The sequence below is a fragment of the Occultella aeris genome, assembly GCF_902703175.1.
GTDB classification, from domain to species: domain Bacteria; phylum Actinomycetota; class Actinomycetes; order Actinomycetales; family Beutenbergiaceae; genus Occultella; species Occultella aeris.
Genome location: NZ_CACRYJ010000060.1, coordinates 21,278 through 46,069 on the forward strand (window position 1 = coordinate 21,278; position 24,792 = coordinate 46,069).

Annotated in this window: 30 protein-coding genes; 21 read left to right on the top strand and 9 right to left on the bottom strand. The window is 72.1% G+C overall.

Translation table 11 applies throughout. The features are described 5' to 3' along the window. The first annotated feature begins 64 nt into the window (after positions 1-64). On the top strand, positions 65-1,384 hold the full coding sequence (hisD, locus tag HALOF300_RS21085; RefSeq protein ID WP_156742870.1) for a histidinol dehydrogenase: 1,320 nt from the start codon (positions 65-67) through the stop codon (positions 1,382-1,384). Positions 1,385-1,429: 45 nt separating this feature from the next. Here the strand turns inward: hisD and HALOF300_RS21090 are convergent, their stop codons facing one another. After that, positions 1,430-2,098, bottom strand: a complete 669-nt coding sequence (locus HALOF300_RS21090) for a P-loop NTPase family protein (RefSeq protein ID WP_156742871.1) — start codon at positions 2,096-2,098, stop codon at positions 1,430-1,432. Positions 2,099-2,193: 95 nt separating this feature from the next. Between HALOF300_RS21090 and HALOF300_RS21095 the strand changes: the two genes are divergently transcribed. After that, entirely contained in the window at positions 2,194-2,454 is a 261-nt protein-coding gene (locus HALOF300_RS21095; RefSeq protein WP_156742872.1) for a PspC domain-containing protein, read from the top strand. Positions 2,455-2,475: 21 nt separating this feature from the next. On the opposite strand, the gene HALOF300_RS21100 is transcribed toward HALOF300_RS21095, so the two are convergent. From HALOF300_RS21100 to HALOF300_RS21120, 4 genes are all read right to left on the bottom strand, one after another. Beyond that, positions 2,476-4,641 carry a RecQ family ATP-dependent DNA helicase gene (locus HALOF300_RS21100; RefSeq protein WP_156742873.1) on the bottom strand — a complete coding sequence of 722 codons (2,166 nt, stop codon included), beginning with the start codon at positions 4,639-4,641 and terminating at the stop codon, positions 2,476-2,478. Between the two features lie 175 nt (positions 4,642-4,816). Next, a complete protein-coding gene (locus HALOF300_RS21105; RefSeq protein ID WP_197522732.1) occupies positions 4,817-6,532 on the bottom strand; it encodes an HNH endonuclease signature motif containing protein in 1,716 nt (571 codons plus the stop codon). A 219-nt stretch (positions 6,533-6,751) separates the two neighbouring features. After that, entirely contained in the window at positions 6,752-7,477 is a 726-nt protein-coding gene (locus tag HALOF300_RS21115; protein WP_197522733.1) for an aminoglycoside 3'-phosphotransferase, read from the bottom strand. Positions 7,478-7,524: 47 nt separating this feature from the next. Beyond that, complete coding sequence (locus HALOF300_RS21120) at positions 7,525-7,896, bottom strand: DUF952 domain-containing protein (protein WP_156742875.1); 372 nt, start codon at positions 7,894-7,896, stop codon at positions 7,525-7,527. Between the two features lie 148 nt (positions 7,897-8,044). Between HALOF300_RS21120 and HALOF300_RS21125 the strand changes: the two genes are divergently transcribed. The 11 genes from HALOF300_RS21125 (at position 8,045) to HALOF300_RS21175 (ending at position 15,861) form a co-directional block, all read left to right on the top strand. Further along, entirely contained in the window at positions 8,045-9,187 is a 1,143-nt protein-coding gene (locus HALOF300_RS21125) for a histidinol-phosphate transaminase (protein ID WP_156742876.1), read from the top strand. A gap of 80 nt (positions 9,188-9,267) precedes the next feature. Further along, the gene (gene hisB, locus HALOF300_RS21130; protein ID WP_231955674.1) at positions 9,268-9,849 is read left to right on the top strand and encodes an imidazoleglycerol-phosphate dehydratase HisB; all 582 of its coding nucleotides are present in this window, start codon (positions 9,268-9,270) and stop codon (positions 9,847-9,849) included. Beyond that, positions 9,846-10,598, top strand: coding sequence for a hypothetical protein (locus tag HALOF300_RS21135; protein WP_156742878.1), 753 nt, complete (start codon positions 9,846-9,848; stop codon positions 10,596-10,598). The genes hisB and HALOF300_RS21135 overlap by 4 nt, the downstream gene beginning before the upstream one ends. After that, on the top strand, positions 10,595-11,215 hold the full coding sequence (gene hisH, locus HALOF300_RS21140; protein ID WP_156742879.1) for an imidazole glycerol phosphate synthase subunit HisH: 621 nt from the start codon (positions 10,595-10,597) through the stop codon (positions 11,213-11,215). The genes HALOF300_RS21135 and hisH overlap by 4 nt, the downstream gene beginning before the upstream one ends. Before the next feature lie 43 nt (positions 11,216-11,258). Next, entirely contained in the window at positions 11,259-11,990 is a 732-nt protein-coding gene (gene priA / locus HALOF300_RS21145) for a bifunctional 1-(5-phosphoribosyl)-5-((5-phosphoribosylamino)methylideneamino)imidazole-4-carboxamide isomerase/phosphoribosylanthranilate isomerase PriA (protein ID WP_156742880.1), read from the top strand. Further along, positions 11,987-12,766 carry an SseB family protein gene (locus HALOF300_RS21150; RefSeq protein WP_231955670.1) on the top strand — a complete coding sequence of 260 codons (780 nt, stop codon included), beginning with the start codon at positions 11,987-11,989 and terminating at the stop codon, positions 12,764-12,766. Before priA ends, HALOF300_RS21150 begins: the two co-directional genes overlap by 4 nt. A gap of 331 nt (positions 12,767-13,097) precedes the next feature. Further along, positions 13,098-13,664, top strand: a complete 567-nt coding sequence (infC, locus tag HALOF300_RS21155; protein ID WP_231955671.1) for a translation initiation factor IF-3 — start codon at positions 13,098-13,100, stop codon at positions 13,662-13,664. 30 nt (positions 13,665-13,694) lie between these two features. Continuing rightward, on the top strand, positions 13,695-13,889 hold the full coding sequence (gene rpmI, locus HALOF300_RS21160; RefSeq protein ID WP_154793697.1) for a 50S ribosomal protein L35: 195 nt from the start codon (positions 13,695-13,697) through the stop codon (positions 13,887-13,889). Between the two features lie 35 nt (positions 13,890-13,924). Continuing rightward, positions 13,925-14,314 carry a 50S ribosomal protein L20 gene (gene rplT / locus HALOF300_RS21165; protein WP_154793698.1) on the top strand — a complete coding sequence of 130 codons (390 nt, stop codon included), beginning with the start codon at positions 13,925-13,927 and terminating at the stop codon, positions 14,312-14,314. Positions 14,315-14,353: 39 nt separating this feature from the next. Further along, on the top strand, positions 14,354-15,208 hold the full coding sequence (locus HALOF300_RS21170) for a TrmH family RNA methyltransferase (RefSeq protein ID WP_156742881.1): 855 nt from the start codon (positions 14,354-14,356) through the stop codon (positions 15,206-15,208). After that, positions 15,205-15,861, top strand: a complete 657-nt coding sequence (locus HALOF300_RS21175; RefSeq protein WP_231955672.1) for a nucleoside/nucleotide kinase family protein — start codon at positions 15,205-15,207, stop codon at positions 15,859-15,861. The genes HALOF300_RS21170 and HALOF300_RS21175 overlap by 4 nt, the downstream gene beginning before the upstream one ends. Here the strand turns inward: HALOF300_RS21175 and HALOF300_RS21180 are convergent. The 4 genes from HALOF300_RS21180 to HALOF300_RS21195 are packed head-to-tail and all read right to left on the bottom strand — an operon-like array spanning position 15,858 to position 19,301. Then, entirely contained in the window at positions 15,858-16,682 is an 825-nt protein-coding gene (locus tag HALOF300_RS21180) for a class I SAM-dependent methyltransferase (protein ID WP_156742882.1), read from the bottom strand. The genes HALOF300_RS21175 and HALOF300_RS21180 overlap by 4 nt on opposite strands. 5 nt (positions 16,683-16,687) lie before the next feature. Next, entirely contained in the window at positions 16,688-17,800 is a 1,113-nt protein-coding gene (locus HALOF300_RS21185; RefSeq protein WP_156742883.1) for a DUF4037 domain-containing protein, read from the bottom strand. Between the two features lie 42 nt (positions 17,801-17,842). Further along, complete coding sequence (locus HALOF300_RS21190) at positions 17,843-18,652, bottom strand: nucleotidyltransferase domain-containing protein (protein ID WP_156742884.1); 810 nt, start codon at positions 18,650-18,652, stop codon at positions 17,843-17,845. Between the two features lie 49 nt (positions 18,653-18,701). Then, positions 18,702-19,301, bottom strand: coding sequence for a thymidine kinase (locus HALOF300_RS21195; protein WP_156742885.1), 600 nt, complete (start codon positions 19,299-19,301; stop codon positions 18,702-18,704). A 27-nt stretch (positions 19,302-19,328) separates the two neighbouring features. On the opposite strand from HALOF300_RS21195, the gene HALOF300_RS21200 reads away from it, so the two are divergent. The 8 genes from HALOF300_RS21200 (at position 19,329) to HALOF300_RS21235 (ending at position 24,782) form a co-directional block, all read left to right on the top strand. Then, positions 19,329-19,790 (top strand): hypothetical protein, encoded by a 462-nt coding sequence (locus HALOF300_RS21200; RefSeq protein WP_156742886.1) that lies wholly within the window; start codon positions 19,329-19,331, stop codon positions 19,788-19,790. A gap of 20 nt (positions 19,791-19,810) precedes the next feature. After that, the gene (locus tag HALOF300_RS21205) at positions 19,811-20,824 is read left to right on the top strand and encodes a hypothetical protein (protein ID WP_156742887.1); all 1,014 of its coding nucleotides are present in this window, start codon (positions 19,811-19,813) and stop codon (positions 20,822-20,824) included. Further along, the gene (locus HALOF300_RS21210) at positions 20,821-21,444 is read left to right on the top strand and encodes a 2'-5' RNA ligase family protein (RefSeq protein WP_156742888.1); all 624 of its coding nucleotides are present in this window, start codon (positions 20,821-20,823) and stop codon (positions 21,442-21,444) included. The genes HALOF300_RS21205 and HALOF300_RS21210 overlap by 4 nt, the downstream gene beginning before the upstream one ends. A gap of 39 nt (positions 21,445-21,483) precedes the next feature. After that, complete coding sequence (locus tag HALOF300_RS21215) at positions 21,484-22,545, top strand: ATP-dependent DNA ligase (protein WP_156742889.1); 1,062 nt, start codon at positions 21,484-21,486, stop codon at positions 22,543-22,545. Between the two features lie 61 nt (positions 22,546-22,606). Further along, complete coding sequence (locus tag HALOF300_RS21220) at positions 22,607-23,374, top strand: maleylpyruvate isomerase family mycothiol-dependent enzyme (RefSeq protein ID WP_156742890.1); 768 nt, start codon at positions 22,607-22,609, stop codon at positions 23,372-23,374. A 26-nt stretch (positions 23,375-23,400) separates the two neighbouring features. Continuing rightward, on the top strand, positions 23,401-23,835 hold the full coding sequence (locus tag HALOF300_RS21225) for a VOC family protein (RefSeq protein WP_156742891.1): 435 nt from the start codon (positions 23,401-23,403) through the stop codon (positions 23,833-23,835). Positions 23,836-23,943: 108 nt separating this feature from the next. Continuing rightward, positions 23,944-24,423, top strand: coding sequence for an LppU/SCO3897 family protein (locus HALOF300_RS21230; protein ID WP_156742892.1), 480 nt, complete (start codon positions 23,944-23,946; stop codon positions 24,421-24,423). Further along, the gene (locus tag HALOF300_RS21235) at positions 24,420-24,782 is read left to right on the top strand and encodes a pyridoxamine 5'-phosphate oxidase family protein (RefSeq protein ID WP_197522734.1); all 363 of its coding nucleotides are present in this window, start codon (positions 24,420-24,422) and stop codon (positions 24,780-24,782) included. Before HALOF300_RS21230 ends, HALOF300_RS21235 begins: the two co-directional genes overlap by 4 nt. The last annotated feature ends 10 nt before the right edge of the window (positions 24,783-24,792 follow it).

Sequence of the window (24,792 nt, forward strand, 5' to 3'; positions counted from 1 at the left end):
AGATCCGATGGGTCCGCCTGAGCGTGTCTTCGGGCAGGTCTCGTGAACGCCCTAGACTCTTCAGGTGATGCGAACGATCGATCTGCGTGGCCGGGCACTCGGAGCGGCGGAACTGCGAGCCGTGCTGCCGCGCGCCGAGGTGGACATCGAGGTGGCGACCCAGCGGGTCGCGCCCATCCTGGCGCGGGTCCGCACCGAGGGCGCATCGGCACTGGCCGACTACGCCGAGCAGTTCGACGGCGTCCGGCCGGCCAGCCTGCGAGTGCCGCCTGAGGCACTCACCGCCGCGCTCGATGGCCTCGCCGCCGACGTGCGAGTGGCACTGACCGAGTCGATCCGGCGCGCCCGGCTCGGCCACGAGGCGCAGCTGCCGACCCCCCGCACCACCGAGTTCGGGCCCGGCGCCCGGGTGCACCAGCGCTGGGTGCCGGTGCAGCGCGTCGGCCTGTACGCGCCCGGCGGTCTCGCGCCGCTACCGTCCTCGGTCGTGATGAACGTGGTGGCCGCGCAGGTCGCGGGCGTGGCGTCACTCGCCCTGGCGAGCCCGCCGCAGAAGGACCACGACGGCCTTCCGGACCCGACGATCCTGGCGGCGTGCGCGCTGCTCGGGGTCGATGAGGTCTACGCCGTCGGCGGCGCCCAGGCGATCGGTATGTTCGCCTACGGGGTGCGCTCGGAACGGCCCGAGGACTCCTGCGAGGCGGTGGACGTCGTCACCGGACCGGGCAACATCTACGTGGCTGCGGCCAAGCGAGCCGTGCTCGGGGTGGTGGGCATCGACGCCGAGGCCGGCACCACGGAGATCGCGGTGCTCGCCGACTCCGGCGCGGATCCCCGGTTCGTCGCGGCCGACCTGATCTCCCAGGCCGAGCACGACCCCGCCGCCGCGTCCCTGCTGGTCACGGACTCGCCAGTGCTGGCTGCCGCCGTCGCGGAGGAGATCGAGACCCGCGCAGCCGCGGCCAAGCACAGCGCCCGGATCCGCACCGCCCTGAGTGGCCCCCAGTCCGGCGTGGTCCTCGTCGACGACGTCGACCACGGCATCGAGGTGGTCAACGCCTACGCCGCCGAGCACCTGGAGATCCAGACCGCCGACGCCGCCGCGGACGCTGAGCGGATCCGCAACGCGGGCGCGATCTTCGTCGGCCCGTACTCACCGGTGCCGCTCGGGGACTACATCGCGGGCTCGAACCACGTGCTGCCGACCGGCGGCACGGCCCGGTACGCGAGCGGGCTCGGCGTGCAGGTCTACCTGAAGTCGGTCCAGGTGATCGACTATGACGAGGCCGGTCTGAAGGAAGTGACGGACGACCTGATCGCGCTCGCCGCCGCCGAGGACCTGCCCGCGCACGGCGAGGCGGCCAGGGTGCGCCGCGGCGACTGAGCGGATCCGGCCGAGCAACAGAACCCCGGACCGGGAGCCGGAGCGCTACGCGCCGAGTTCGGCCAGCCATCGCTCGGTCTCACGGGAGCTGCGCAGGTGCACCACGACCGGCGGTGCCGGGTCCGTGGCCAGGTTGTCCGCGTTGCCCGTGACCTCTGTGCCCGTGGCTCTGGGGGCACCCGCGGCGCGGACAGTGTCTGTGGCACTCGTGGCACTCGTGGCAGTCGGGTAACGACCCGGCACGGTCGACGGGTCGGCCGCCCAGCGCCGGATCCGCATCCGCTTGCGGGCCCAGCTCTGGAAGTGCCAGACGATGATCGAGTCGCGGGCGAATATCTTGCGCACCGTCTCGATGTTGCCGTTGCACATCTCCTCACGTGTGATCAGTCGCGAGAACGTGCGCCGGATCAGGCGCTGCAGGGAGAACCAGCGTGGGTAGTCCAGGGCGACGATCATCTCCACTCGAGCCATCGGCACGTCGGCCCACTTGCCGTACGCCGTGTCCATGACCCAGCGCTCGCCGGCACAGATCGCCTCGGCGATCTCGCGCTGCTGCTGCGGAGGTCGCTCGACCCAACCGGGCAGCCAGCCGATCTCGTCGTCCACCGAGTGCCATGGCAGACCGGTCGCCTCCCCGATCCTGCGGGCCAGGGTGGTCTTGCCCGTCCCCGTGACGCCGTAGACCAGGATCCGCTCAGCACGTGCATCGTCCACCCGGACATGCTGGCATACCCGTGCCACCCGGCTCAGGGGGTGGTCAGGGCGATCCCCGATGTCGCGTCAGACCGAGTCCCCGTACCGTTGGGGTCATGGACGCAATCTTCGACACCATCCGCAAGATCGGCCTCCGCCGTGGGCCCAGCCGGATCCTCGGCGGCATCGGTGGCGGGATCGCGGACCAGACCGGCGTCAGCGTGGGTCTGGTCCGGATCCTCCTGCTGCTGCTCGGCCTGCTCCCCGTGCTCGGGTGGGGCGTGTACCTCGTCGCCTGGGTGCTGTTGCCATGGCAGGACGGTTCGATCCCGCTGGAGCGGTTCATCCGCCAGCTCACGAACAGCCGCAGCCAGTAGTCGCGGCGACCCTGATCCGGCTCAGCCCTGCGCCAGGACCAGCGGCAGGACCGCCCCGGCGCCGGCGCGCCGCAGCAGCATGGCGGAGTAGGCGAGGGTCCAGCCCGAGTCGGTGAAGTCGTCCACCAGGACGACGCTCCTGCCGGTCAGGCCGGCGGTCGCCGCATCGGACAGGTCCAGGTCGAGGCGCCGTGCCACGGATGCGAGTCGCTGCGCGGAGTTCACGTCGTGGCGGCCGGGCCCACGATCCGGCGCGGGAGCGATGCGCCCGACCAGGGGCGCCTTGAGCAGCCGGGCGACCCCCTGGGCGAGGTGCTGCACCAGCAGGGGGCGGGTGGCCGAGTCGACGAACACGACGCCGTCGGCGCTCGGCGCCCAGTCGGCGACCACTCGCATCAGTGGCGCCCGCAGCCCCACCGGTAGTTCGCCGTCGGGCGTGGTCGACGCGAACAGCTCGCGCAACTGCACCGACCAGCCCAGGCCGTCCAGGCGCGCGATGGCACGACCGGTCTGCGCGCGCTCGCCCTCGGCCAACCGGCCACGCAGGTCCACGCCCAACTCCGACATCCCGCTCGGCCACTGTCGACGCGGCGTGATCTCGATGCCGGGCGCGTCCAGACGCTCGCGCGCGGCCTCCACAACCTCCAGGTCCGGTGCATCCGGCACGGTGACCCCGCCGCAGTTGTCGCATCGGCCGCAGCGCTCGCCGTCGACCAGCTCAGGGTCGTCCAGATCCCGGCGTAGGAAGACCATTCGGCACTCGTCCGTGCGCTCGTAGGCGATCATCGCGTCCTGCTCGGCGACGCGCGCCGCCTCGACGCGCTCATACCGGTCGGCGTCGTAGTTCCACTCCTGGCCGGTGGAGGACCAGCCGCCTTGGACCCGGCGAACGGCACCATCCACGTCCAGCACCTTGAGCATCATCTCCAGACGGGTCCGACGCAGGTCCACCTGGGTCTCCAGGGCGGCCACGGACATCGCGCCGTCGCCGAGCATGGGCAGCGCGTCGATCGCGGCGCGCACATCGGAGGCCTTCGGGAACGCCAATGACCCGAAGTAGTCCCAGATCTGCTTGTCCTCGGAGCCAGGTAGGAGGACCACGTCGGCCCGCTGTACCGCGCGGCCCGCGCGGCCGACCTGCTGGTAGTAGGCGATGGGCGACGGTGGTGCACCGAGGTGGATCACGAAGCCGAGGTCCGGCTTGTCGAATCCCATCCCGAGGGCCGACGTGGCCACGAGGGCCTTGACCCGGTTCTCCTTCAGGTCCGCCTCAAGGGCCTCCCGCTCGCTCGGGTCGGTCGCGCCGGTGTAGGCCTGCACGGCGTAGCCCGCGCCCCGCAGCTGCCGAGCCACCTCCTCGGCGGCTGCCACAGTCAGGCAGTAGACGATCCCCGAGCCCGGGTAGGAGCCGAGGTTCGCCGTGAGCCAGGCGATCCGGGTCGGCTGATCGGGCAGCTGGACGACGGCCAGGTGCAGGGAGGGGCGGTCGAGTCCGCCGCGCAGCACGAGCACGTCGGTGCCGAGCTGCTCCGCGACGTCCGCGGTCACACGTTCGTTCGCGGTCGCGGTGGTGGCCAGGACCGGGATGCCATCCGGGAGATCGTCCAGCAGGGTGCGGATCCGGCGGTAGTCGGGGCGGAAGTCGTGGCCCCAGTCGGAGATGCAGTGGGCCTCGTCGACGACGACCAGACCGGCGCTCGCGGCCAGGCGGGGGAGTACCTCGTCCCGGAACGCCGGGTTGTTCAGGCGCTCCGGAGAGCACAGCAGCACGTCGACCTCGCCGGCGGCGATCTGCTCGTGGATGCCGGCCCACTCGGTGGTGTTGGCCGAGTTGATGGTGACGGCGCGGATCCCGGCCCGCGAGGCGGCGGCGATCTGATCGCGCATGAGGGCAAGCAACGGGGAGATGATCACGCTCGGCCCGGCGCCGCGTTCGCGCAGCAGGGAGGTGGCCACGAAGTAGACGGCGGACTTGCCCCACCCGGTGCGTTGCACCACGAGGGCGCGGCGGTCACCGTCGACCAGCGCGGAGATCGCGCGCCATTGGTCGTCGCGCAACTGCGCCTCGTCGGAGCCGACCAGGCGCTGCAGGACGGCGGTGGCCCGCTCCCGGGTTCCGTTCGGGTCGTCACTGTTCGGAGCGGCGGGGGCCGTGTCCGCGGCGGTGCCTGCTGTGGTCTCGTTCATCGGAGGCAGCCTTTCATGAGGGGACCGGTCGTGCGCGCGGCCTGTGGATCGCTGAACGCCGGCAATGCACCAGTGGCGACTCAGGCCGCGGCCGGATCGGTCGCGCGGTCATCGGGTTCGCCCTTGGCGTCCTCGGCCTCGTCGGCGTCCTGGCGCCGCAGTGCCCAGTTGCCCATCACCACGCCGACTGACCCGTTGAGGTCCAGCGGGCCACCGTTGATCGGCGTGAGCGGGTGGATGGGGTCGCGCAGCCAGTCGTTCTCGGATGCTTCCGCGGAACGTCGCCGTCGTGCACTCCCGAGTCCGCCAGCCCGGCTCGGACCGGATTGGGTATCGGTACGGGTGGCAGGATGCGGCCGTCGGGGGTGGTCACCAGGACGGTGCCGTCGGGGCGGAGAGTGATGTCGTAGTTCCCTTCGTGCAGCAGCCTGTGGTGGGTGCTGCAGAGCAGGACGAGGTTGTCCAGGGTGGTCGGGCCGCCGTCGGCCCAGTGCTGGATGTGGTGGGCGTGGAGGTAGGCGCGTCGACCGCAGCCGGGGATGCGGCAGCTGTGGTCTCTGGCCCAGAGTGCTCGCTTGAGTGCGGAGTTGGTGCTCCGGGTCCTTCGACCGACGTCCAGGGTGCGCCCGGGGCGGGCGTTGGGCACGACGGTGAAGCGGGATCCGTCGGCGTGGACGTGCATGACGATGCCGGTGTCGCAGGTCAGGCGGCGTGCGGTTTCCGGGTGGAGCGCTGGGCCGAGTTCCAGGTGGGGGCCGATCAGCTTTGCGGTGTCTGGCGCTTCCGCGGAAGCGCCCGAGCCGGAGTCCCGGCGTGTGGTGATCTCTGTGACGGTCGCGAGTTCATGGCTGTCCGTGGCGTCGTCGCTACCGACGTATTGAGAGTCGTCTTCCGCACCGTCGGTCTGGGACGCGTCGTCGTGCCCCGGCGCTGCTACCTCGTCATGCGCCGAGCCGTCGCCGAACGTCTCGAGCCCAGGGAGCGGCGGCGAATCTGCTGCAGCGGGGTTGTCGGCTGTGGGTCGGGCCTTGGCGAGGTCGTCGAGGGTGACGTGCAGGACGGTCTCGCCGCGGCGGGAGCCGCGTGGGGTGTGGTCGGCTCCGGTGGTGGTCGCCGCGGGGTCGGTGTGGCCGGGGTGGGCCACGTTCGACTGTTCGCAGATCAGGACGAGGGCGTCGATCAGGGCGTGCCCGTGTACGACACTCTCGCGGAGCCAGGGTGGTGGCTGCGGGTCGGTGCTGTGACCGGCGTCGGTGTCCTTGAGGTAGTCGCCGACGCGGTGCACCTCTTCCATCATGACGGCGGCGTCCTCGGGGGAGCAGCGCCCGGAGAACGAGAACGAGCCGTCGGGTTCCTCGCGGAAGCGCAGGTGGCGCTCGGCGTGGCGCTGGTTGATGTCGGCGAGGGACTCGGCGGTACGTACGCCGGCGACGAATCGTTCGAGCTGGCTGGCGGTCGCGGATGCGGCGACGGCAAGGAGTTCGGGTTCGGTCTCGGGGGTGGCGACCCGCGTGATGGCGCGAACCTTCGAGTACGACAGGTGTCCGGCGGCGAAAGCCGCGCTCGTGCCGGGTAGATCGGTGAGGGTGCGGGCGATCCGGACCTGTTCTCGTGCGGTGGTCGCTGACATTCCGCACCGCCAGGAGAGCCAGTTGACGCAGGAGGCGAAGCCGCCGGTGTTCCAGCCCTGGCGGGCGTCGAACTCGGCGAGCAGGAGCAGGAACCGGCAGGTGGTCGCGGCGATCCTCACGGCCAGCCCGGACAGCTCTGCCTCGATCTCCTCGAGCGGGCGCTCCGCGGCCGGTTCTGGTGGGGGATCGGGCTCGGCGGCGGCCAGGTCAGCGGCGTCGGGCAGAAGCGGCCGCGTCGGTTCGATGACTGTGGTGCTCACGGTGACCTCCAGGACGTAGAACGACTGTTCCAAACCTAACCGCGAGCACTGACACTGAAATCACCCCTGTGGACAACGCCCTCGGCACCATGAACAACTCCGGTGCTTCCGCGGAAGCGTCATGAGGGAGGCCGGGATGCGCTCGCGTGCCCGCTTCCGCGGAAGCGCCGAACTCATCCGTGGACGGGAGCGGCGGCGCCTCGGGTCATCTTCGCGCGGTCAGGTCGCGTTCCAGAGGTCGCGGTAGTAAGCAAGGCGCCCGCGGTCGGGAACGACGCCGTACGCGGCGATGAGGGCGTCCTCCCACCCGGGGCCGTAGTTCCACTCGGTGCTCATCGACGCCACCGCGATGTCTGCCCATCGGTCGGCGACACCCAGCGCGCCGAGATCGACATGTGCGACCCAGGATCCGCCGTCGTCGAGCAGCGTGTTCGGACAGCACGCATCGCCGTGGCACACGACGAGCCGCTCGACGGGTGGTGGCTCCCGCAGCGGTTCGGATATCTGGAGGCCGCGGGCCTGCGCGTTCGCGAGGCGGGTCGGCACGCTCCAGTCGAACGGGCAGCCGTCGACCGGCAGCGCCTCATGCAATGCTCGGAGCCCTTCGCCGACAGCACGCACCGCAGTCGCCGGATCCGCGATCCAACGTGGTGCGACCGCGGACTCCGCGTCGATGGCGGCCGTCACCAGCCACTCGTGCGTCCCGTCACCGCCCACCTCGATCAGGCGGGGCACTCGAGTGTGAGGCGCTGCCCAGGACAGGCGCGCGGCCTCGGCGTCCATCGAGGTCTCGTCATTGCGTGGACCGTACTTGAGGTAGCGCCCGTCGTCGGTACGGAACGTCACCCCGCCGAGTCCGTTGCGCCAGACGGGGGTCAGCCGGGCGGTGCCTGCGAGACGCCGCACGACATCGGGTTCGGTGACCGGTTCGTTGGGGATCGACACCATGCCATCTTGCCCTGACCGCTTCCGCGGAAGCGTGGTCAGAGCAGTCAGCTCCCGTCGCTGAACCGGAACCTGCCCTGCGCGTCGATCTCGGCACCGCGCACGGACACGACCGCGGCCACAGGCAGCGGCCCACCGTATATGTGCGGGAACGGTTCCGGCGCGCCGTCGAGCGCCTCCACCCGAACGGTCCGACCCGCGGCCTCGAGTGCGGCCACGTCGATCTCGAGCACCACCAGCGGCTCCGGATCGTCGGCGTAGAACGCCTCGGCCACGCCGGCGACCTGGCGCGTGAACGAACAGTGCATATACCCCACCTGCTCGATCGTGGCGCCGCGGGTGGATACGGCGTACTCGCCGCTCGCGATCGCGGCGGCCCAGTCGGCTGCGTGGGCGAGGTGCAGGATCGTTGCGCTCATGCCCGCGAGAGTACGGTGCCCGACGGCGGAACGCACCGACATGATGACGGTCCCGGCAGCGCGCCTGCGGCGCACTCCGGCAGGTCGTCGGAGTCCGAGTGACGGGCGCCACGGCCCTCTGATGCTCCGGCGCTCCTAGACTTGCCCCGTGACCGGTGACCCGACGACCCAGCCAGCCCTCGCCGTCGCGCTGCCCCTGCGCGCGGACCTGATCGGCGAGGTGCCCTACGGCGCCCCGCAGCTGGACGTCCCGCATCTGCTGAACGTCAACGAGAACCCGTACGCGCCGCCGGCCGAGGTCGTCGCGGACATCGCCGAGTCCGTCGCCGCCGCGGCCGCGGGCCTGAACCGCTACCCGGACCGGGACTTCCCGGCGCTGCGGCAGGACCTCGCCGACTACCTCGCCGCGGAGTCCGGCGCCCGCGATCTCGAGGTAGCGAACATGTGGGCCGCGAACGGCTCCAACGAGGTCATGCTGCACCTGCTGCAGGCCTTCGGGGGACCGGGTCGGAGCGTGATGTCTTTCGCGCCCACCTACTCGATGTACCCCGAGTACGCCCGCGACACGTTCACCCGCTGGGTGGCCGGCACCCGCCGGCCGGACTTCAGTCTCGACCCCGCCCAGACGATCGCGCAGATCGAGAACGAACGCCCCGCCGTCGTCCTGCTCGCGAGCCCGAACAACCCGACCGGCACCGCCCTGGACGTGGCGACCATCGACGCGATCGCGTCGGCGACCGCGAACACCGGGCCGGACGGCGCCGCGAGCGTCCTCGTCGTCGACGAGGCCTACGCCGAGTTCCGCCGCGACGGCACTCCGAGCGCGCTGAGCATCCTGGCTCGCCACCCGCACCTCGCGGTGTCCCGGACGATGTCCAAGGCCTTCGCGTTCGCCGGTGCGCGGCTTGGCTACCTGGCCGCCGCACCGGATCTGGTGGACGCGCTGCGGGTGGTGCGGCTGCCGTACCACCTGTCCGCGGTCACCCAGGCGGTGGCCCGTGCGGCCCTGCGGCACCGAGCGGTGCTGCAGGCGCAGGTGGCGCAGCTGCGGACGGAGCGGGACGCGACGGTGTCCTGGCTGCGTGAGCAGGGTTTCACCGTTGCCGACTCGGATGCGAACTTCGTCCTGTTCGGCCGGTTCGACGACCGGCACGTGATCTGGCAGGGTCTGCTCGATCGCGGTGTGCTGATCAGGGAGACTGGTCCCAGCGAATACCTGCGCGTCTCGATCGGGACCGCTGAGGAGATGGCCGCGTTCCGCGGCGCACTGAAGGAGGTGACCGGCCGGTGAGCGAGTCCAGCCAGGTCGACGCAGCGCAGGCACAGTCGAGCCCGACGGCGGGGGTCGCCTCCGCTCACCGCACCGCCCGGGTGGAGCGCACCACGTCCGAGTCGAGCGTCGTGGTCGAGATCGACCTCGACGGCACCGGTGCCGTGGACGTGTCCACGACCGTGCCGTTCTTCGACCACATGCTCAACGCCCTCGGCAAGCACTCCCTGATCGACCTCACCGTGCGTGCCACCGGGGACACCGACATCGACGTGCACCACACCGTCGAGGACACCGCGATCTGCATCGGGGAGGCGCTGCGCCAGGCTCTCGGGGACAAGTCCGGCATCTCGCGGTTCGGGGACGCTCTGGTGCCCTTGGACGAGGCGCTCGCGCAGGCCGTCGTGGACGTCTCCGGCCGGCCGTACATCGTGCACAGCGGTGAGAGCGAGGCGCAGGTCCACCACCTCATCGGCGGCCACTACACGGGGTCTCTGACCCGGCACGTGTTCGAGTCGATCGCGCTCCACGCGGGCATCTGCCTGCACGTGCGCCTGCTCGCCGGCCGCGACCCGCACCACATCGTCGAGGCCCAGTTCAAGGCGTTCGCGCGCGCCCTGCGGTTCGCGGTCGCCCGCGACCCGCGGGTCACGGGCGTGCCCTCGACCAAGGGTGCGTTGTGAACGACACCGGCGAACGGCCCGACGGCGGCGGCTCACCCGAGGAGTTCGACGAGGCCGCCTTCGAGGCCGCCTTCGAGGAGGCGTTCGGTGCGGCCGCCGAGCCCGATCGGCAGTTCCGCCAGCCGGTGGACGGCGGCTCGGCCGCCGAGCAGGCCGGCGCGGCGCAGGGGTCGGCCGAGCGGGACAGCGACGGCGCGGCGGAGCCCGTGGCCGACGGCGCCGATGCCGTTCCCGTGTTCGGTGCCGACGGTGTCCGCAAGCGCTCGGTGGTCGCAGTGGTGCTCACCCCGATCACGTCGGCGCCCGCCCTCGCCGGGCTGTGCGCCATCGCCAAGATCGAGGCGGACATCGTGCCGATCAAGCGGGGCAGCCTCGCCGTGCGGGTGCTCCCGCAGGCCGACGAGGTCGACCCCGAGGAGTTCCTCACCGGGGCACCGGCCGCCGCTGTCGACCTCGCCAGGACGCTCTCGCGGGCGGCGAAGGCCGGCGTCGTGCTGCTCATCTCCCGGCTGGGCGAGGGCGACGAGGGCTTGACCGGCACGATCAGCGGGCGCAACTACGTCAATGGCGAGCCGAGCAACGAGGTCAGCGCCGGCCTGATCCTCGCGAACGCCGACGACGTCCTCGAGAACCTCCTCCTCGGCGTCATCACACCCGACCAGGCCCCCGGTCACCTGAAGCCCGGGAACCTGACCCGGTGGCAGGCCGGCCGCCTGTTCGGCCGGGCCCAGCGGAAGAAGAAGCCGTGACCGCAGCCGGCCCCACGGTCGTGGTCCTGGACTACGGCTCGGGGAACGTCCGCTCCGCCGTGCGCGCGCTCGAACGCGTCGGCGCACAGGTGGAGCTGACCGCGGACCCCGACGCGGTCGCCGCCGCGGACGGGCTGGTGGTGCCGGGTGTGGGCGCCTTCGCCGCCGTGATGGCGGGTCTGGCCGGCGTCGGCGCGCCGCGGATGATCGAGCGCCGGCTTGCCGGTGGCCGCCCGGTCCTTGGCATCTGCGTGGGTCAGCAGGTCCTGTTCACCGCCGGGGTGGAGCATGGTGAGCGGACCGACGGATTGGACCAGTGGCCCGGTGTGGTCGAGCGGCTCGAGGCTCCGGTGGTGCCGCACATGGGCTGGTCCACGGTGACCCCGCCCGAGGGCAGCGTGCTCTTCGACGGGATCGCCGACGAGCGCTTCTACTTCGTGCACTCCTACGCCGCCCGCACCGCCCCCGACTACGTCCGGGTCACCTGGGCCGAGCACGGCCACCCGTTCGTCGCCGCCGTCGAGAACGGCGCCCTGAGCGCGACCCAGTTCCACCCCGAGAAGTCCGGCGACGCCGGTGCGCAGCTGCTGCGCAACTGGCTCGCCACCCTGCGCTGACGGCGCCGAACGCGCCGCACCCCCGAAAGGACCCAGATCCCCTGTGAGTACCCGCCTCGAACTGCTGCCCGCCGTGGACGTCGCCGATGGTCAGGCCGTGCGCCTGGTCCAGGGTGAGGCCGGCTCCGAGACCACGTACGGCGCCCCGATGGACGCCGCGCTGGCCTGGCAGTCCGGCGGCGCCGAGTGGGTGCACCTGGTCGACCTGGACGCCGCGTTCGGGCGCGGCTCGAACGCCGAGCTGCTCGCCGAGGTCGTCGGCACCCTCGACGTCGCCGTGGAGCTGTCCGGCGGCATCCGGGACGACGAGTCCCTCGAGCGGGCGCTGTCCACCGGCTGCCGGCGGGTCAACCTCGGCACCGCCGCGCTGGAGAACCCGGACTGGACCGCGTCGGTGATCGCGACGTACGGGGACCGGATCGCGGTCGGCCTGGATGTGCGCGGCACCACCCTGGCCGCCCGCGGCTGGACCAAGGAGGGCGGCGACCTGTGGGAGGTGCTCGCGCGCCTGGACGCCGACGGGTGCTCCCGCTACGTCCTCACCGACGTCACGAAGGACGGCACCATGCGCGGCCCGAACCTGGACCTGCTCCGTGAGTTCAGCGCCGCCACGACCGCCCCCGTGGTCGCCTCCGGCGGCATCTCCAGCCTCGACGACCTGGCCGCCCTGCGGACGCTGACCGACGTCGGTGTGGAGGGCGCGATCGTCGGCAAGGCGCTGTATGCCGGCGCGTTCACGCTCGGCGAGGCGCTGGACGTCGCCGGCCGCCCGTGAGGCCGGTGCCGGACCGGTTGCCCGACGGTCGACCGCTGCCGGCCGGCGGCGGGCGCTCGCTGCCACCCACCCCCAAGTACGCGGGGGACGACGGCGGCACCGACCCCGGTCTGGCCGCTGCGCTCTCGGAGCCCGACGGCGGAGCGCGCCTTCGCGCGGTCGTCCGCGCCCTCGGTGCGGCGCGGGTCCTGGTGCCCGTGGTGGCCCATCTGGAGGAGCGAGCCGACGCCGTCGGGCATGAGATCAACGGACGCGAGGTTCGGCTCGTGGGGGAGAAGAGCGCCTCGGCCGCGATGGTCACGGTCGCGACGCCGGACGGGCGCGCCGCGATCCCGGTGTTCTCCGGGCTCGCCGCCCTGACCGCGTGGCGAGCCGATGCCCGGCCGATCCCGGCCGAGGGGGTGCGGGCCGCGCTGTCCGCGGCCGCGGACGCCGACGGGCTGCTGGTCCTGGACCCGGCCGGCCCGGTACCCATACTGGTGCCGCGGCCCGCCGTCTGGGCGATCGCCTCGCAGCGCGAGTGGGTGCCCGCCGTCGAGGACCCTGCGGTCACGCAGGCGATCCGGGCCGCCCTGGCCCCGGTGCCGGGCGTGGTCGACTCCCGCGTGGAACCCGGGGAGCGGGCCGAGGTGCGGGTGGTGCTGGAGCTGCGGCCCGGGCTGGACCGGACCGGACTGGACAAGGTGGTCGGCCGTGCCGGCGCCGCGCTGGCCGCGCAGGAGATCGTCGCGGAGCGGGTGGACTCGCTCGAGATGCGAGTGGTCAGCGCGGGCTGAGACCGGTGCCACACCGCCAACCGTGGTCCGCAGCCGTTCACATGCTAAAGTGGTCACTGACCGACCGGTCTCGCTTCGGCGTGGCCGGTGTGCAAGCGGAGTTTCTCCCACCTTTGCTCGACCGGAACGGATCAAGCCGCCGACGGAGTACGGGTTCAGGTCGAGGGTTCTGACGAACCCTCAGTGCCGGCCGAGGCGACTCGTGCCGGGACGCGACCAGAGGCCTCCGTGTGCACCGCACCCGGAGGCCTTTTCCGTGTGACGCGGTGAAACTGATCTCTCTCGTAAGGAGCACCACATCAGCGAGCCCCGCATCAATGAGCGGATCCGCGTGCCGGAGGTGCGTCTGGTCGGGCCGAACGGTGAGCAGGTAGGCATCGTTCGGGTCGAGGACGCACTGCGACTGGCTGCGGAGGCCGATCTGGACCTGGTCGAGGTCGCCCCCGAGGCGCGCCCGCCGGTCTGCAAGCTCATGGACTTCGGCAAGTTCAAGTACGAAGCCGACATGAAGGCACGTGACGCCCGGCGCAACCAGGCGAACACCGTCCTCAAGGAGATCCGGTTCCGGCTGAAGATCGACCCGCACGACTACGGCACCAAGAAGGGCCACGTCGAGCGGTTCCTCAAGGCCGGCGACAAGGTCAAGGTGATGATCATGTTCCGCGGCCGCGAGCAGTCCCGCCCGGAGATGGGCATGCGCCTGCTGCAGCGGCTCGCCGAGGATGTGGCAGAACTGGGTCACGTCGAGAGCACCCCGCGACAGGACGGTCGCAACATGACGATGGTGCTCGGCCCGAACAAGAAGAAGACCGAGACCCGCAACGAACAGCGCCGCCGCGCTCAGGAGGCCGCCGCCACCGCGGAGCCTGCCGAGCCTGAGGCGACCGAAGCCGGCTGACCCCAGCCTGCTACCAACAAGGAACAAGAGATGCCGAAGAACAAGACGAACTCCGGTGCCAAGAAGCGCTTCCGGATCACCGGTTCCGGGAAGGTCATGCGCGAGCGTGCCCGTCACGTCCACAAGTTCCAGGAGCGCACCAGCAGCCAGGCGCGCCGCCTCGTGAACGACGTCGAGGTCTCCCCGGCCGACGTGAAGAAGATCAAGAAGCTGCTCGGCAAGTAACGCCGCGCCTTTACACCGAGAATTAGGAGTACGACGTGGCACGCGTCAAGCGGGCGGTCAACGCCCAGAAGAAGCGCAGGACAACCCTCGAGCGGGCCAGCGGTTACCGCGGCCAGCGCTCGCGTCTCTACCGCAAGGCCAAGGAGCAGGTCACTCACTCGCTGACCTACGCCTACCGGGACCGCCGGGCCAAGAAGGGTGACTTCCGTCGCCTGTGGATCCAGCGGATCAACGCCGCGGCCCGCGCGAACGGCATCACCTACAACCGTTTCATCCAGGGTCTCAAGGCCGCGGGTGTCGAGGTGGACCGTCGCGTCCTCGCCGACCTCGCCGTCAACGACATCACTGCCTTTGTGGCGCTGGTGACGGTGGCCAAGAACAGCCTCCCCGAGGACGTCAACGCGCCGGCCACGCCGGCTGCCTGACCAACCCGAAGCACCGAACGCACACCGAACGCCCGGACGATGCCCCTTCCGGACCTGACCAACCCCCGCGCCGAGCGGGTGAAGGCGGTCCGGGGCCTCGCCGGGCGTTCGGCGCGTTCCCGGCACGGCCAGTTCCTCGCCGAGGGACCGCAGGCCGTGCGCGAGGCGGTCGCCTTCGCCGCCGAGCATGTTCGCGATGTCTACCTGACGCCGCAGGCCGCCGACCGGTACTCCGAGATCGTCGACGGGGCCGGTGCGGCCGGGCTGTACCTGCACCTGGGCAGCCCCGAGGTCCTCGACGCGATGAGCCCCGACGCCCAGGGCGTCCTGGCCGTCCTGAACACCTGGGAGCGGACGCTCGAGTCGGTACTGGCCGGCGAGCCCGCGCCGCGCCTGATCGCCCTGCTGTCCCAGGTTCGTGACCCGGGCAACGCCGGGACCGTGATCCGGGCGGCGGACGCCGCCGGCGCCGACGCGGTCGTCCTCACCTCCGCGAGCGTCGACCCGCACAACCCCAAGGTGGTGCGCGCCACCGCCGGCTCGATGTTCCACGTCCCGGTCGTCACCGGACCCACCCTGGCCGAGGCGATCATGGCGGCACGCGCGGCCGGGTTCCAGATCCTCGCCGCCGACGGTGCCGGCACGGTCGACCTGGACGAGCTCGCCGACTCCCCGCGCAGCGGCGCCGACATCGCCGCGCCGACGGTGTGGGTGTTCGGCAACGAGGCCTGGGGGCTCGGCGAACAGGAGCGCGCACTCGCCGACGCCGTCGTGCGGATCCCGATCCGCGGCCGAGCCGAGTCGCTGAACCTGGCCATGGCGGCGACCCTGTGCCTGTACGCCTCCGGCCGCGCCCCGCGGCACCGCCGCCCGTGGGAACCGGTCGACTGGTGAGCGGGCTGCGGGCCGCACCGGGCGCCGTCGGGCCCCTGGTGCGGCGGATCCGCGACCTCCTGGGCTCCACGGACCGGGTCCTCGTCGGCGTGGTCGGCTCCCCGGGAGCCGGCAAGTCCACCCTGACCGACGCCCTCGGCGCCGCGCTCGAGGCCGACGGGGTGAGCTGCGCCGTCGTCGGGATGGACGGGTTCCACCTCGCCCAGGCCGAGCTCGACCGCCTCGGCCGCGCCGAGCGCAAGGGTGCGATCGACACGTTCGACGGCGACGGGTACCTCGCGCTGCTGCGTCGCCTGCGCGCACAGCGCCCGGGAGACGAGGTGATCTACGCGCCCCGCTACGTCCGCGGCACGCTCGAGCAGCCGATCGGCAGCCACGTCCCGGTCGCCGCGGACGTCCGGGTGGTGCTCACCGAGGGCAACTACCTGCTCGCGGACACCCCGCCGTGGGACCGGGTGCGGGAGGTCCTGGACGAGACGTGGTTCCTGCACACCGACCCGGCGGCCCGGCGCGAACGGCTGCTTGCCCGGCACCTGGCGAACGGCAAGTCGATGGAGCGTGCCCTCGCGTTCACCGACGGTTCCGACGCCCGGAACGCCGAGCTGATCGAGGCGGCCGCGGCTGCCGCGGATCTGGTCGTCGACTGGGCCTAGTCCGCCCGGCCCAGCACCATCAGGTGGGCCGACGCACCAAGCAGGCTGGGCTCCCGCTCGATCCGGCGGATCGCGGCCAGCGCACGCTCCTGCGCCGCGCCGCCGTCGAGCAGCTCCGCCATGGCCGCCGCGGCACCCGACGGGCCCTCGATCGCGAACGGACCGTCGGCGTCGAACCCGGCGGCGGCGACCTCGGCGACGAGCTCCTCAGGGCGGTGGAAGTACGCCGTCGTGAACCACCCCGGCACGTTGTCAGGGTTGCGGTGGTGCCCGGTGGCGACATCCTCGGCGACGATCTGGGCGAACTCCTCCGACGCCAGATAGGACGCACCGATGCCGTCGATGGTGGACGCGAACCGGCTGATCCCGACGGCGAGCAGCACCCCACCGGGTCGCAGCACCCGGTGCGCCTCACGCAGCGAGAGCGCCCGGTCGCCGGCTTCGGTCAGGTGGTACAGCGGGCCGAGCATGAGGACGGCGTCCACACTCGCGTCGGCGACCGGCAGGTCGCGCGCGTCGCCCACCGTGGCCGAGCGCAGCGGATCGGCCGCCGCTGCGCTCGAACTGCTCGCGGTCCTCGCCTCCTCGATATGCCGGGGCACCGGGTCGAGCAGGTCCACGGTGTAGCCGCGCTCGGCCAGCCAGACGGCGTAGGCACCCGGGCCGCCGCCGACGTCGAGCACGACCGCCGGGGCAGGCGGCAGCAGCCGGGTGAGCAGTTCCCGGGTGCGGATCTGCTCGAGCAGGCCCGGGCCGTCGCGCAGCCGGCCGGCCTCGCGGCCCTGGTCGTAGTAGTCGCGGATCTCGCTCTCGATGCGCATCGGTGTCAGTTCCCGTCGTCCTCGGTGGGTTGCGGGGCAATGGCCCCGGCGACCCGACGGCGTCGAGCCGGGTCGGTGAGCACCGCGACGTTCCCGACCCACTGCTCGACCGAGCCGACCTCGGGTGGCAGGGCGAGCACGGCTGGGTCGATGATCGACTCTCGCAGCGGCCCGTCATGGGAGACCAGGGACCGGAACGGCCGGTCCCAGAAGTTCTCGATGGCCACGTCCGGTGTGGGCAGACCGAGGTCGCGCTGGCGCGCGCTCAACGCCGCCAGTGCCTCCACCAGGGCGGCCTCGCGTTCGCGCCACACCTGTGCGGTGACCGCCCGGGTGAGCGCGGGACCGACTGGGGCGTTGTGGGGGAGTGCGGCGAAGAGGGTGCCCCGCCACTTCGGGTACGGGGGCCAGGCCCGGTCGAGGAGGAACCCGAGGTGCATGGCGACGTCGACGAGCCGGGCGGTGATGACCGCGGCGCCGGTCTCGTCACCGCGGGAGCCGGTGCGGCCCACGAACGGCAGCTCCTGGGTGAGCCGGGCCCAGTCCGCGGCCAGGAGGTAGCGCCAGAGATCGTCGGGGTACCAGGCCAGACGCTCGCGGATCTCGGTGAGCGTCCCGGCCGTATCGGTGAACACGGCGCCGGCGGTCACCTCGAGCATCGCCTGCCCGGTCACGCTCAGCCAGTCGGCGACGGTGAGCTCGGTGCGGGTGTCCAGCCCGGTCCGGGACGCCACGAAGTCGTGCGGCTCGGCGACCTCCACCTGGTGGCGCACCTGCGGCTGCCAGCTGGTCGGGAACCGGACGGGCAGGCCCGCGTACCGGGCGGGCAGCTCGGCCTCGAGGAACGCGTCGACGTCGGCGACGGCGTCACCGGGTACCAGCAGGGTCAGGCGCAGGCCCCAGTCATGGTCCCGGGACATCGCGTCGTCCAGGCCGAGCACGTCGGAACCGCTGCCGAGCCTGGCCGCCGCGTGGGGCAACCCTGGCCGGCGGGCCAGCACGAGCGGGCCGACCACATCCCGGTAGTAGGCGCCGGCGAGCTCGATCCCGGGGATGTCAGGGACGCCATCGACGGTGGCGCGGCCGGACCACACGTGTGTCACCGGTGCCTGCTCCATGCCGTGACCCTGCCATGTGCGGCCGCCGTGCTGCCAGGGATTTCAGACCCCGGACGCGTCCTCGATCACGCGTCTCATGAAGTCGGCCGTGCGGACCCGCCACTCGTGGCGCGGTGGTGCGGCAGGCAGCGGCTCGCCGGCGAGGGTGGCGAGCGCGACCGTCACGATCGGCTCGACCTCCGCCCCGAACGTGCGGACCGCGTAGGCGCCCGCCTCCTGTTTGGACAGCACGGCCCCGGTCGAGATGGTCGCGTGCAGGCGCGGCGGGCCGAGCACGCACCACTCGACGGCCGCCGTTCGCAGTGGGTCCCTGCCGGCCTCGACCCGGTCGGCCTGTCCCGCCCAGTACCCGCGCAGGTTCGCCAGGTTCCAGTCACGCAGTCGACCGGGCTCCGGATCGAGACCGAGGTCGGCCGGCGCCGGGCCGCGCACCGCGATGCCCCGGCTGCGCAACACCTGCCACATCACCGGGTTCACGTCGAAGGCCCCGCCCGCGACGAACTGATGGCCCACGTGTGAGGCGGCCGGTTCGATCCTGGTGACGGGCAGTCCCAGGTCCGCCCGCCGGACGAACGCCGTGTTGCAGGTGGCGAACAGGTGCCGGGTCCGGGCCAGACCGGCCAGCACCCGCGGCAGCTGGGACGCGTGCAGGGCCCGCAGCCGGCGCAGGTCGTGCCCGGTGACCGGCTCGTCGTCGAGCACCAGGAGCAGGTCGATGTCGCTGCGCCCTGGCCGGTAGGCACCCAGGGCCGTGGAACCGAACACGTAGGCGCCGACCACCCGACCGGGCAACAGCCGGTCGGCCCAGCCGAGGTAGGCGTCGACGGCCCGGCGGACTTCGGCGGGGAGCATGCCCGGCAGCCTGTGCGGCTCGCGGCTTCGCACCGGTGTCCGGCAGACCCTAGGAGGTCTCCAGGTGCAGGCGGCACCGCGGCTGGTAGCTCTCGATGCCGCCGACATGCTCGGCGCCCGGGACAAGCGCGTCTCCCACCGCACCCGCCCGGACCCGCTGGTGGAAGGCCGCGTCCCGACCGCAGCGGGCACACACCGCGGTCAGCTTCGTGACCGACTCGGCGACCGCCATCAACGCGGGCAGCGGCTCGAAGGGGCGGGCATCGAACGTCACGGACAGCCCCGCGACCACGACCACGATGCCACGACCGGCGAGCTCCGTGGCCGCATCGAGGAGGCCGGGGCCGAAGAACTGGGCCTCGTCGATCGCGACCAGGTCGGGTGTGCGGCCCTCGAGGACGCCCATGAGATCGACCAGGGCCATGAGTGCCGGGACATCGGCGACCATGTGCGCCTCGGCGCTCTGTCCGGCGTGCGAGGACACGGTTCCGGTGCCGCGCCGGTCGTCCAGGGAATGGTTGATGACCTCGACGTCCAGGCCGGCAAGCCTGGCCCGGCGGACCCGGCGCAGCAGCTCCTCGGACTTGCCGGCGAACATCGGCCCGCAGACCACCTCGATCCGGCCGGCGGTCCCCATGTCTGTGCGCATGAGGGCGAGGTTACCTTCCGGGCCGATGTGATCGAGGCGTGGCCCGCCCTGCTCGCGGACCGACCCACGGCCGTCGACCGGGTCCTGGTCACGACGGCCGAGGAGACCTGGGACGCTCCGCTGGTGGACCTCGGCTTCACCGCGGCCCGCACCGAGCAGATCTGGCGCCTCCCGCTCGCCGCGCTGCCGGCACCGGTCACCGGCGGCTCGCACGACTTCACCCCGGTCACCGGCTGTGACCTGGTCCGCGTGAGCGAACTGGACAACATCGTGCGGCACCAGATCCCGGGGACCGAGGACTGGACGGGCACCGTCGAGGACCTGCGGGCCACGCTCGCCGACGACGAGTTCGACCCGGACCTGTATCTGATCGCAGTGCACCGCGGCTCAGGGACCTACGACGTGCGCAACCGGGACTCCCACACCATGGCGGCCCGGCACGGCGGCGTCCCGGAGCACCGCACCACCGAGTGGACGGCCACGCTCTGACCGCCGGATAGCATCGAACAATGACGGCCCGCCCCCGCACCGCCCGCGCCGTCGGCACCACCGTCCTGACGCTCGCCCTGCTCGCACTGACGCTCGCGACCGGAGCCACGCCCGCCCGGGCCACGACCGGGGGAGCGGCGAGCGCGACCGGGGTGTACGCCGTCGCCTCCGAGGTGGACCTGACCATCACCACCACAGGGGCGATCGGTGCCCTTCAACCCGTGATCGACCTGCTCACCGAGGACCCGATCCTTCAGGGTCAGACCATCACGGCGGCGCAGGTCGGCACCCCGGCGGAGACCAGCGGCACCGAGTCCGACGCCGTCGGCCCGGTCTCGGTCGCGGACCTGGTCGTCATCGAGGCGGTCACCGCCGACACCGAGCGGGTCGAGAACGAGACCCTCTCCGCCCATGGGGGCGTCGGCGGCGCGAACGTGACCCTGTTCTCCTACGAGGTGCTCGACGTCGGCCCTGTCCACGCCACGGCCACCACGCACCCGACCGACCCGCCCACCGCGGACGCCGCCGTGACCAGCCTGACCGTGTTCGGCTCGCCGGTGACGATCCCGGAGGGGCAGTTCGTCGACCTGTCCCTCTCGCTCAGCACCGCCGAGATCCTCGAACTCCTCGAGGAGCAGTTCCCCGGGCTGTCCACGATCACCCAGTTCATCGGCACGGCGGTCAGCGCCGACGGAGCCATCGACGCGCGAGTGGGCCGCGTCGGCGAGAGTGACGACTCGACCGGCTCGGCCAGCGCCGTCGGGCTCAGCGCCGAGGTGGATCTCGAGCTGAACCTCGAGTTGTGCCTGCCCGCCTCCGGCGGTGGCTGCCGGGGCTCCGTCGCGATCAGCACGAACGCGACAGTGCTCGATCTCAAGCTCGCGCAGGCCATGGTCGAGCGGCCAGAGGCGCTCCCGGAACCGGCCGTGAGCATGAACGGCTGGGTGATCGCCGCGATCGTCGTGGTGGTCGCCGCGATCGGTGTCGTGATCGGGGTGATCGTGGGCCGGCGAGCGCGGCGCCAGGACGCATGAGGCTTTTCGCGGCGATCCGGCCGCCTGCTCCGGTGCTGGCGCACCTGGGGGCGGCGACCACGGCGCTGCGCCTTGGCGCCGGTGCACCGTTGCGGTGGGTGCCGGTCGAGCAGCAACACGTCACCGTCGCGTTCTTCGGTGAACTGCCCGACGGCGCTGCCTCGGATCTGCAGGACCCGCTGGCCCGGTTGGTGGCCGGCTTCGCGCCGCTGGAGCTGCGGTTGCGAGGCGCGGGGGAGTTCGCGGGGCGCTCGCTCTGGGTGGGCGTGGCAGATGGTGGCACGGCCGATGGCGGCGCCGGTGGTGGTGGCGCGGCGACCGGTGCGCACGCCCGTGCCGACGACCTGGCGCGGTTGCTGGCACTGATGGCCGCGGCGGACGACCTGCCGGACGCCCAGGTGCGAGAGCGCCGTCGCGCCCACCTGAGCGTGGCCCGGCATTCGCGGCGCGCGGCCGACGTGGACCTGGGCGGGCTCGCCCGCGTGCTCTCGGTGTACTCCGGTCCCGCGTGGGTGGCCGACTCGGTCGAGCTTGTGTCCTCCCGCCTCGGCGCCGGACCAGGCGGCGGGCCGTTGCACGAGGTGATCGACACCTACCCGTTGCGCGGCTACGACGCCTGACCCCTCGCCGTCGGGCATTCAGCACGGCAGACTGAGCGGATGCGCCTGCCGATCGACCTGCCCGTCACTCCGATGCTTGCCAAGGCCGTCAAGGCGGTGCCCGCACCGGACGCCGTCGAGGGTGGCTACTCCTACGAGCCCAAATGGGACGGGTTCCGCGGGATCATCCTGCGCGACGGTGACGACGTGGAGATCGCCTCCCGGGGCAGCAAGCCGTTGACCAGATACTTCCCGGAGCTCGTCGAGGCGGTCAAGGAGCACCTTCCGGAGCGGTGCGCGATCGACGGTGAGATCGTGGTGCGTTCCGGGGCGGCGGGCAGCCAGCGGCTGGACTGGGAGGCACTCTCGCAGCGGATCCACCCGGCGGAGTCGAGGGTCAATCGGCTGGCGGCCGAGACGCCGTCGGAGTTCGTGGCGTTCGACCTGCTCGCGCTCGACGACGCCGACCTCATGGGCGAGCCGTTCTCCGTGCGGCGGGCGCGCCTCGAGGGGCTGTTCGACGGCATCGCGGCGGGCGCGCCCATCCACCTCACCCGGGTGACCGGTGACGACGTGCTCGCGCGGGACTGGTTCGAGCGGTTCGAGGGTGCCGGGCTCGACGGGGTAGTCGCCAAGCCGCTCGCGCAACCGTACGCCCCCGGCAAGCGCACGATGCTGAAGATCAAGCACGCCCGTACGGCGGACGCGGTGCTCGTCGGCTACCGCGTCCACAAGAGCGGCGAGGGGGTGGGGTCGCTGCTGCTCGGCATGTACACCGGTGACGGGACCCTGGTGAACGTCGGCGGGATCTCGGCCTTCACGAACGCGCGCCGGCTCGAGCTCGTCGACGAGTTGGACCCGTTGGTGGTCCGCGACGGCGACGGGGAGGCGGTTCGCGGTGAGACCGACCGGTCCCGGTTCAGCGCAAGCAAGGACGTCTCGTTCGTGCGACTTCGCCCAGAGCGCGTGGTCGAGGTCGCGTTCGACCAGCTGGAGGGATGGCGGTTCCGGCACTCGGTGACGTTCCTGCGCTGGCGGCCCGACCGGGAGCCCACCTCCTGCCTGATCGACCAGGTGGACCGGGCCGTCGCCTACGACCTGGAGTCCGTCCTGGCCCGGTGACGGCGGCCAGGCGGACCGGGTACCCCTACCGGATGCGCGTGGGTTCGGGCAGCATGACTCCATGCCGATGCGCCTGGCACTCGAGGACTACCTGGGCGCCATCGGCATGGGCGTCGCGGAGATGCTCGACGCGCATGCCCGCGCCGGCGCAACGGCGCGGGTCCCGACCTGCCCTGCGTGGACGGCCGACCAGTTGCTGGCGCATCAGTCGATGGTGCACCGCTGGGCGGCGGGAAACGTCAGCGGATCGGGATCCGGCGTCCCGATCACACAGACGCGCATCCTCGCCGAGGTGGCTGATCTGCGCGGCTACCTGCGCGAGGGGGCCGACGCCCTGCTCGCCGCGATCGTGGGCGCCGACGACGACCTCCGCGCGATGGTCTTCCTCAAGGACGCACCGCCGCCGCGACTGTTCTGGGCGCGTCGGCAGGCGCACGAGACCACCATCCACGCCGTCGACGCCCGCGCCGCGGCGCTCGGCAGGGTGCCGACCGACGCCGAGGTCGGGATCCCGACAGACCTGGCGCTCGACGGCATCGACGAACTGCTTCGCGGCTTCCACACCCGGGGCCGGCGGACGAGCCCGCTGTTCGACGGCACCGACTTCACCTTCACGGTGCGGCCCACCGACGCCGCGGCGTCCTGGACGGTGCAGGTGCGCGACGGCCCGCTGGTCCTCGAGGACGTCGCGGGGCCAGTGGAGCCGGCCCTGACCGGCACCGCCGTGCAGCTCTACCTGGGGCTGTGGAACCGTGGCACCCAGATCGTCGAGGCGGGCGGGCTCGGACTTCTGGAGCGGTGGCGCGACGTGCGGGTGCGGTGGAGCTGAGCCGGCTCGTGGTGCACGATGGAGCGATGGAGACAACGAGATCGCACGGGTCGATCACCCCGAAACTCGTGGTCAAGGGCGCAGACGCAGCCATCGACTTCTACCGACGCGTGTTCGGGGCCGAACTGCAGCAGCGGTTCACGGCCGGGGAGTCCGTGGTGTTCGCGCAGCTGCAGATCCTCGGCTCCACGGTGCAGCTCAAGGATGAGGACTCCCACGATCCGGCGCCGACCTCGCTCGGCCGTCCGGGGGTGCTCCTCAGTGTCGACACCGAGGACCCCGACGGGGTCGCGCGGGCCGTCGTGGACGGCGGCGGCGAAGTTGTCTTCGAGGTCGGCGACCAGCCCTACGGCGCCCGTGGTGGCCGGGTCCGCGACCCGTTCGGTCACGAGTGGCTGGTGCAGACTCCGTTGACCTGGAGTGCCGAGGAGATCCAGTCCGGACTGGACGGGGCCGACTGACCCCCGGGATCGGCAACGCGCTATGGTGCGACCGCCCGTGGGCACGCTAGTCTGCGGCGCACCGCGGGCCATCGGCGGCCCGCTCGGAAGCGAATGCGGGGGCCTGTGATGAAGACGGCGCGACGTGGCGTGGTGATGGCGTTCCTGCTCGGTCTGGTGCTGACGCTGGCGGCCTGCTCGAGCGGCGCGGGTCCGACGACGGCGGTGGCCGGGGACTGCCTGGTCGAGGCCAGCAGCGCGGACGACATGAACGTCGTCGAGTGCGCCGACGGGGAGGCGAAGTGGTCGGTGCTCGCTGTGGCCGACACCATCGACGGCACCGTCTGTGCCGACCAGCCGGACGGCGACATCTACCTGACGTTCGAGGACGACGGGAAGTCGGTCTGCCTGCGTCTGCTCGGCGCCGTCGGCGACTGTGCCTGGACGGACTTCTCCGGGCTCGCCGACTGTGAGGAGGATTCCGGCTACCAGCTCGCCGCGATCCTCGAGGACACCGACGACGAAGCCGGCTGCCCGGCCGAGACCGAGCAGGTCCGCGTCTACAGCGACCCGAGCGTGTACTGCTGGATCCGCTGGCCGGCGTCTTGACCGGCGCGAGCGCGGGCCGCACCGGTCTGGCTCACGCGGCCACTTGCCGACTCGCGACGACGGGTCGGCGGACCGGGCGACCACACGTGGTGTCGGTGTGGTTCGTGCTCGAGGGGGATACCCTGTTCGTGCTGGCTCGGGGCGTCGGCACCGACTGGGTCCGCAACGTGCAGGCCCAGCCGGCTGTCGAGATCTGCTATCGCCAGGCCCGTCTGGCCGGGCGGGCCAGGCTCGTGGCGGACGAGCAGGAGAGCCACCGGGCGCAGGCCGCCTGGTTCGCGAAGTACTCGGGTCGGCTCGCAGGCCCGACCGAGGACTCACCCGACGCCACTGTCATCGCGATCGACCTCGATCGGTGACGCGCGGGCA

Excerpts from the sequence above, each read along its gene's own strand:
- rpmI (WP_154793697.1), top strand. The coding sequence starts at position 13,695 with ATGCCGAAGAACAAGACGAACTCCGGTGCCAAGAAGCGCTTCCGGATC.
- HALOF300_RS21225 (WP_156742891.1), top strand. The coding sequence starts at position 23,401 with ATGGAGACAACGAGATCGCACGGGTCGATCACCCCGAAACTCGTGGTC.
- HALOF300_RS21205 (WP_156742887.1), top strand. The coding sequence starts at position 19,811 with ATGACGGCCCGCCCCCGCACCGCCCGCGCCGTCGGCACCACCGTCCTG.
- HALOF300_RS21230 (WP_156742892.1), top strand. The coding sequence starts at position 23,944 with ATGAAGACGGCGCGACGTGGCGTGGTGATGGCGTTCCTGCTCGGTCTG.
- HALOF300_RS21215 (WP_156742889.1), top strand. The coding sequence starts at position 21,484 with ATGCGCCTGCCGATCGACCTGCCCGTCACTCCGATGCTTGCCAAGGCC.
- HALOF300_RS21185 (WP_156742883.1), bottom strand. The coding sequence starts at position 17,800 with ATGGAGCAGGCACCGGTGACACACGTGTGGTCCGGCCGCGCCACCGTC.
- HALOF300_RS21190 (WP_156742884.1), bottom strand. The coding sequence starts at position 18,652 with ATGCTCCCCGCCGAAGTCCGCCGGGCCGTCGACGCCTACCTCGGCTGG.
- HALOF300_RS21220 (WP_156742890.1), top strand. The coding sequence starts at position 22,607 with ATGCCGATGCGCCTGGCACTCGAGGACTACCTGGGCGCCATCGGCATG.
- HALOF300_RS21180 (WP_156742882.1), bottom strand. The coding sequence starts at position 16,682 with ATGCGCATCGAGAGCGAGATCCGCGACTACTACGACCAGGGCCGCGAG.
- HALOF300_RS21210 (WP_156742888.1), top strand. The coding sequence starts at position 20,821 with ATGAGGCTTTTCGCGGCGATCCGGCCGCCTGCTCCGGTGCTGGCGCAC.
- HALOF300_RS21195 (WP_156742885.1), bottom strand. The coding sequence starts at position 19,301 with ATGCGCACAGACATGGGGACCGCCGGCCGGATCGAGGTGGTCTGCGGG.
- HALOF300_RS21120 (WP_156742875.1), bottom strand. The coding sequence starts at position 7,896 with ATGAGCGCAACGATCCTGCACCTCGCCCACGCAGCCGACTGGGCCGCC.
- HALOF300_RS21100 (WP_156742873.1), bottom strand. The coding sequence starts at position 4,641 with ATGAACGAGACCACAGCAGGCACCGCCGCGGACACGGCCCCCGCCGCT.
- HALOF300_RS21095 (WP_156742872.1), top strand. The coding sequence starts at position 2,194 with ATGGACGCAATCTTCGACACCATCCGCAAGATCGGCCTCCGCCGTGGG.
- HALOF300_RS21170 (WP_156742881.1), top strand. The coding sequence starts at position 14,354 with ATGCCCCTTCCGGACCTGACCAACCCCCGCGCCGAGCGGGTGAAGGCG.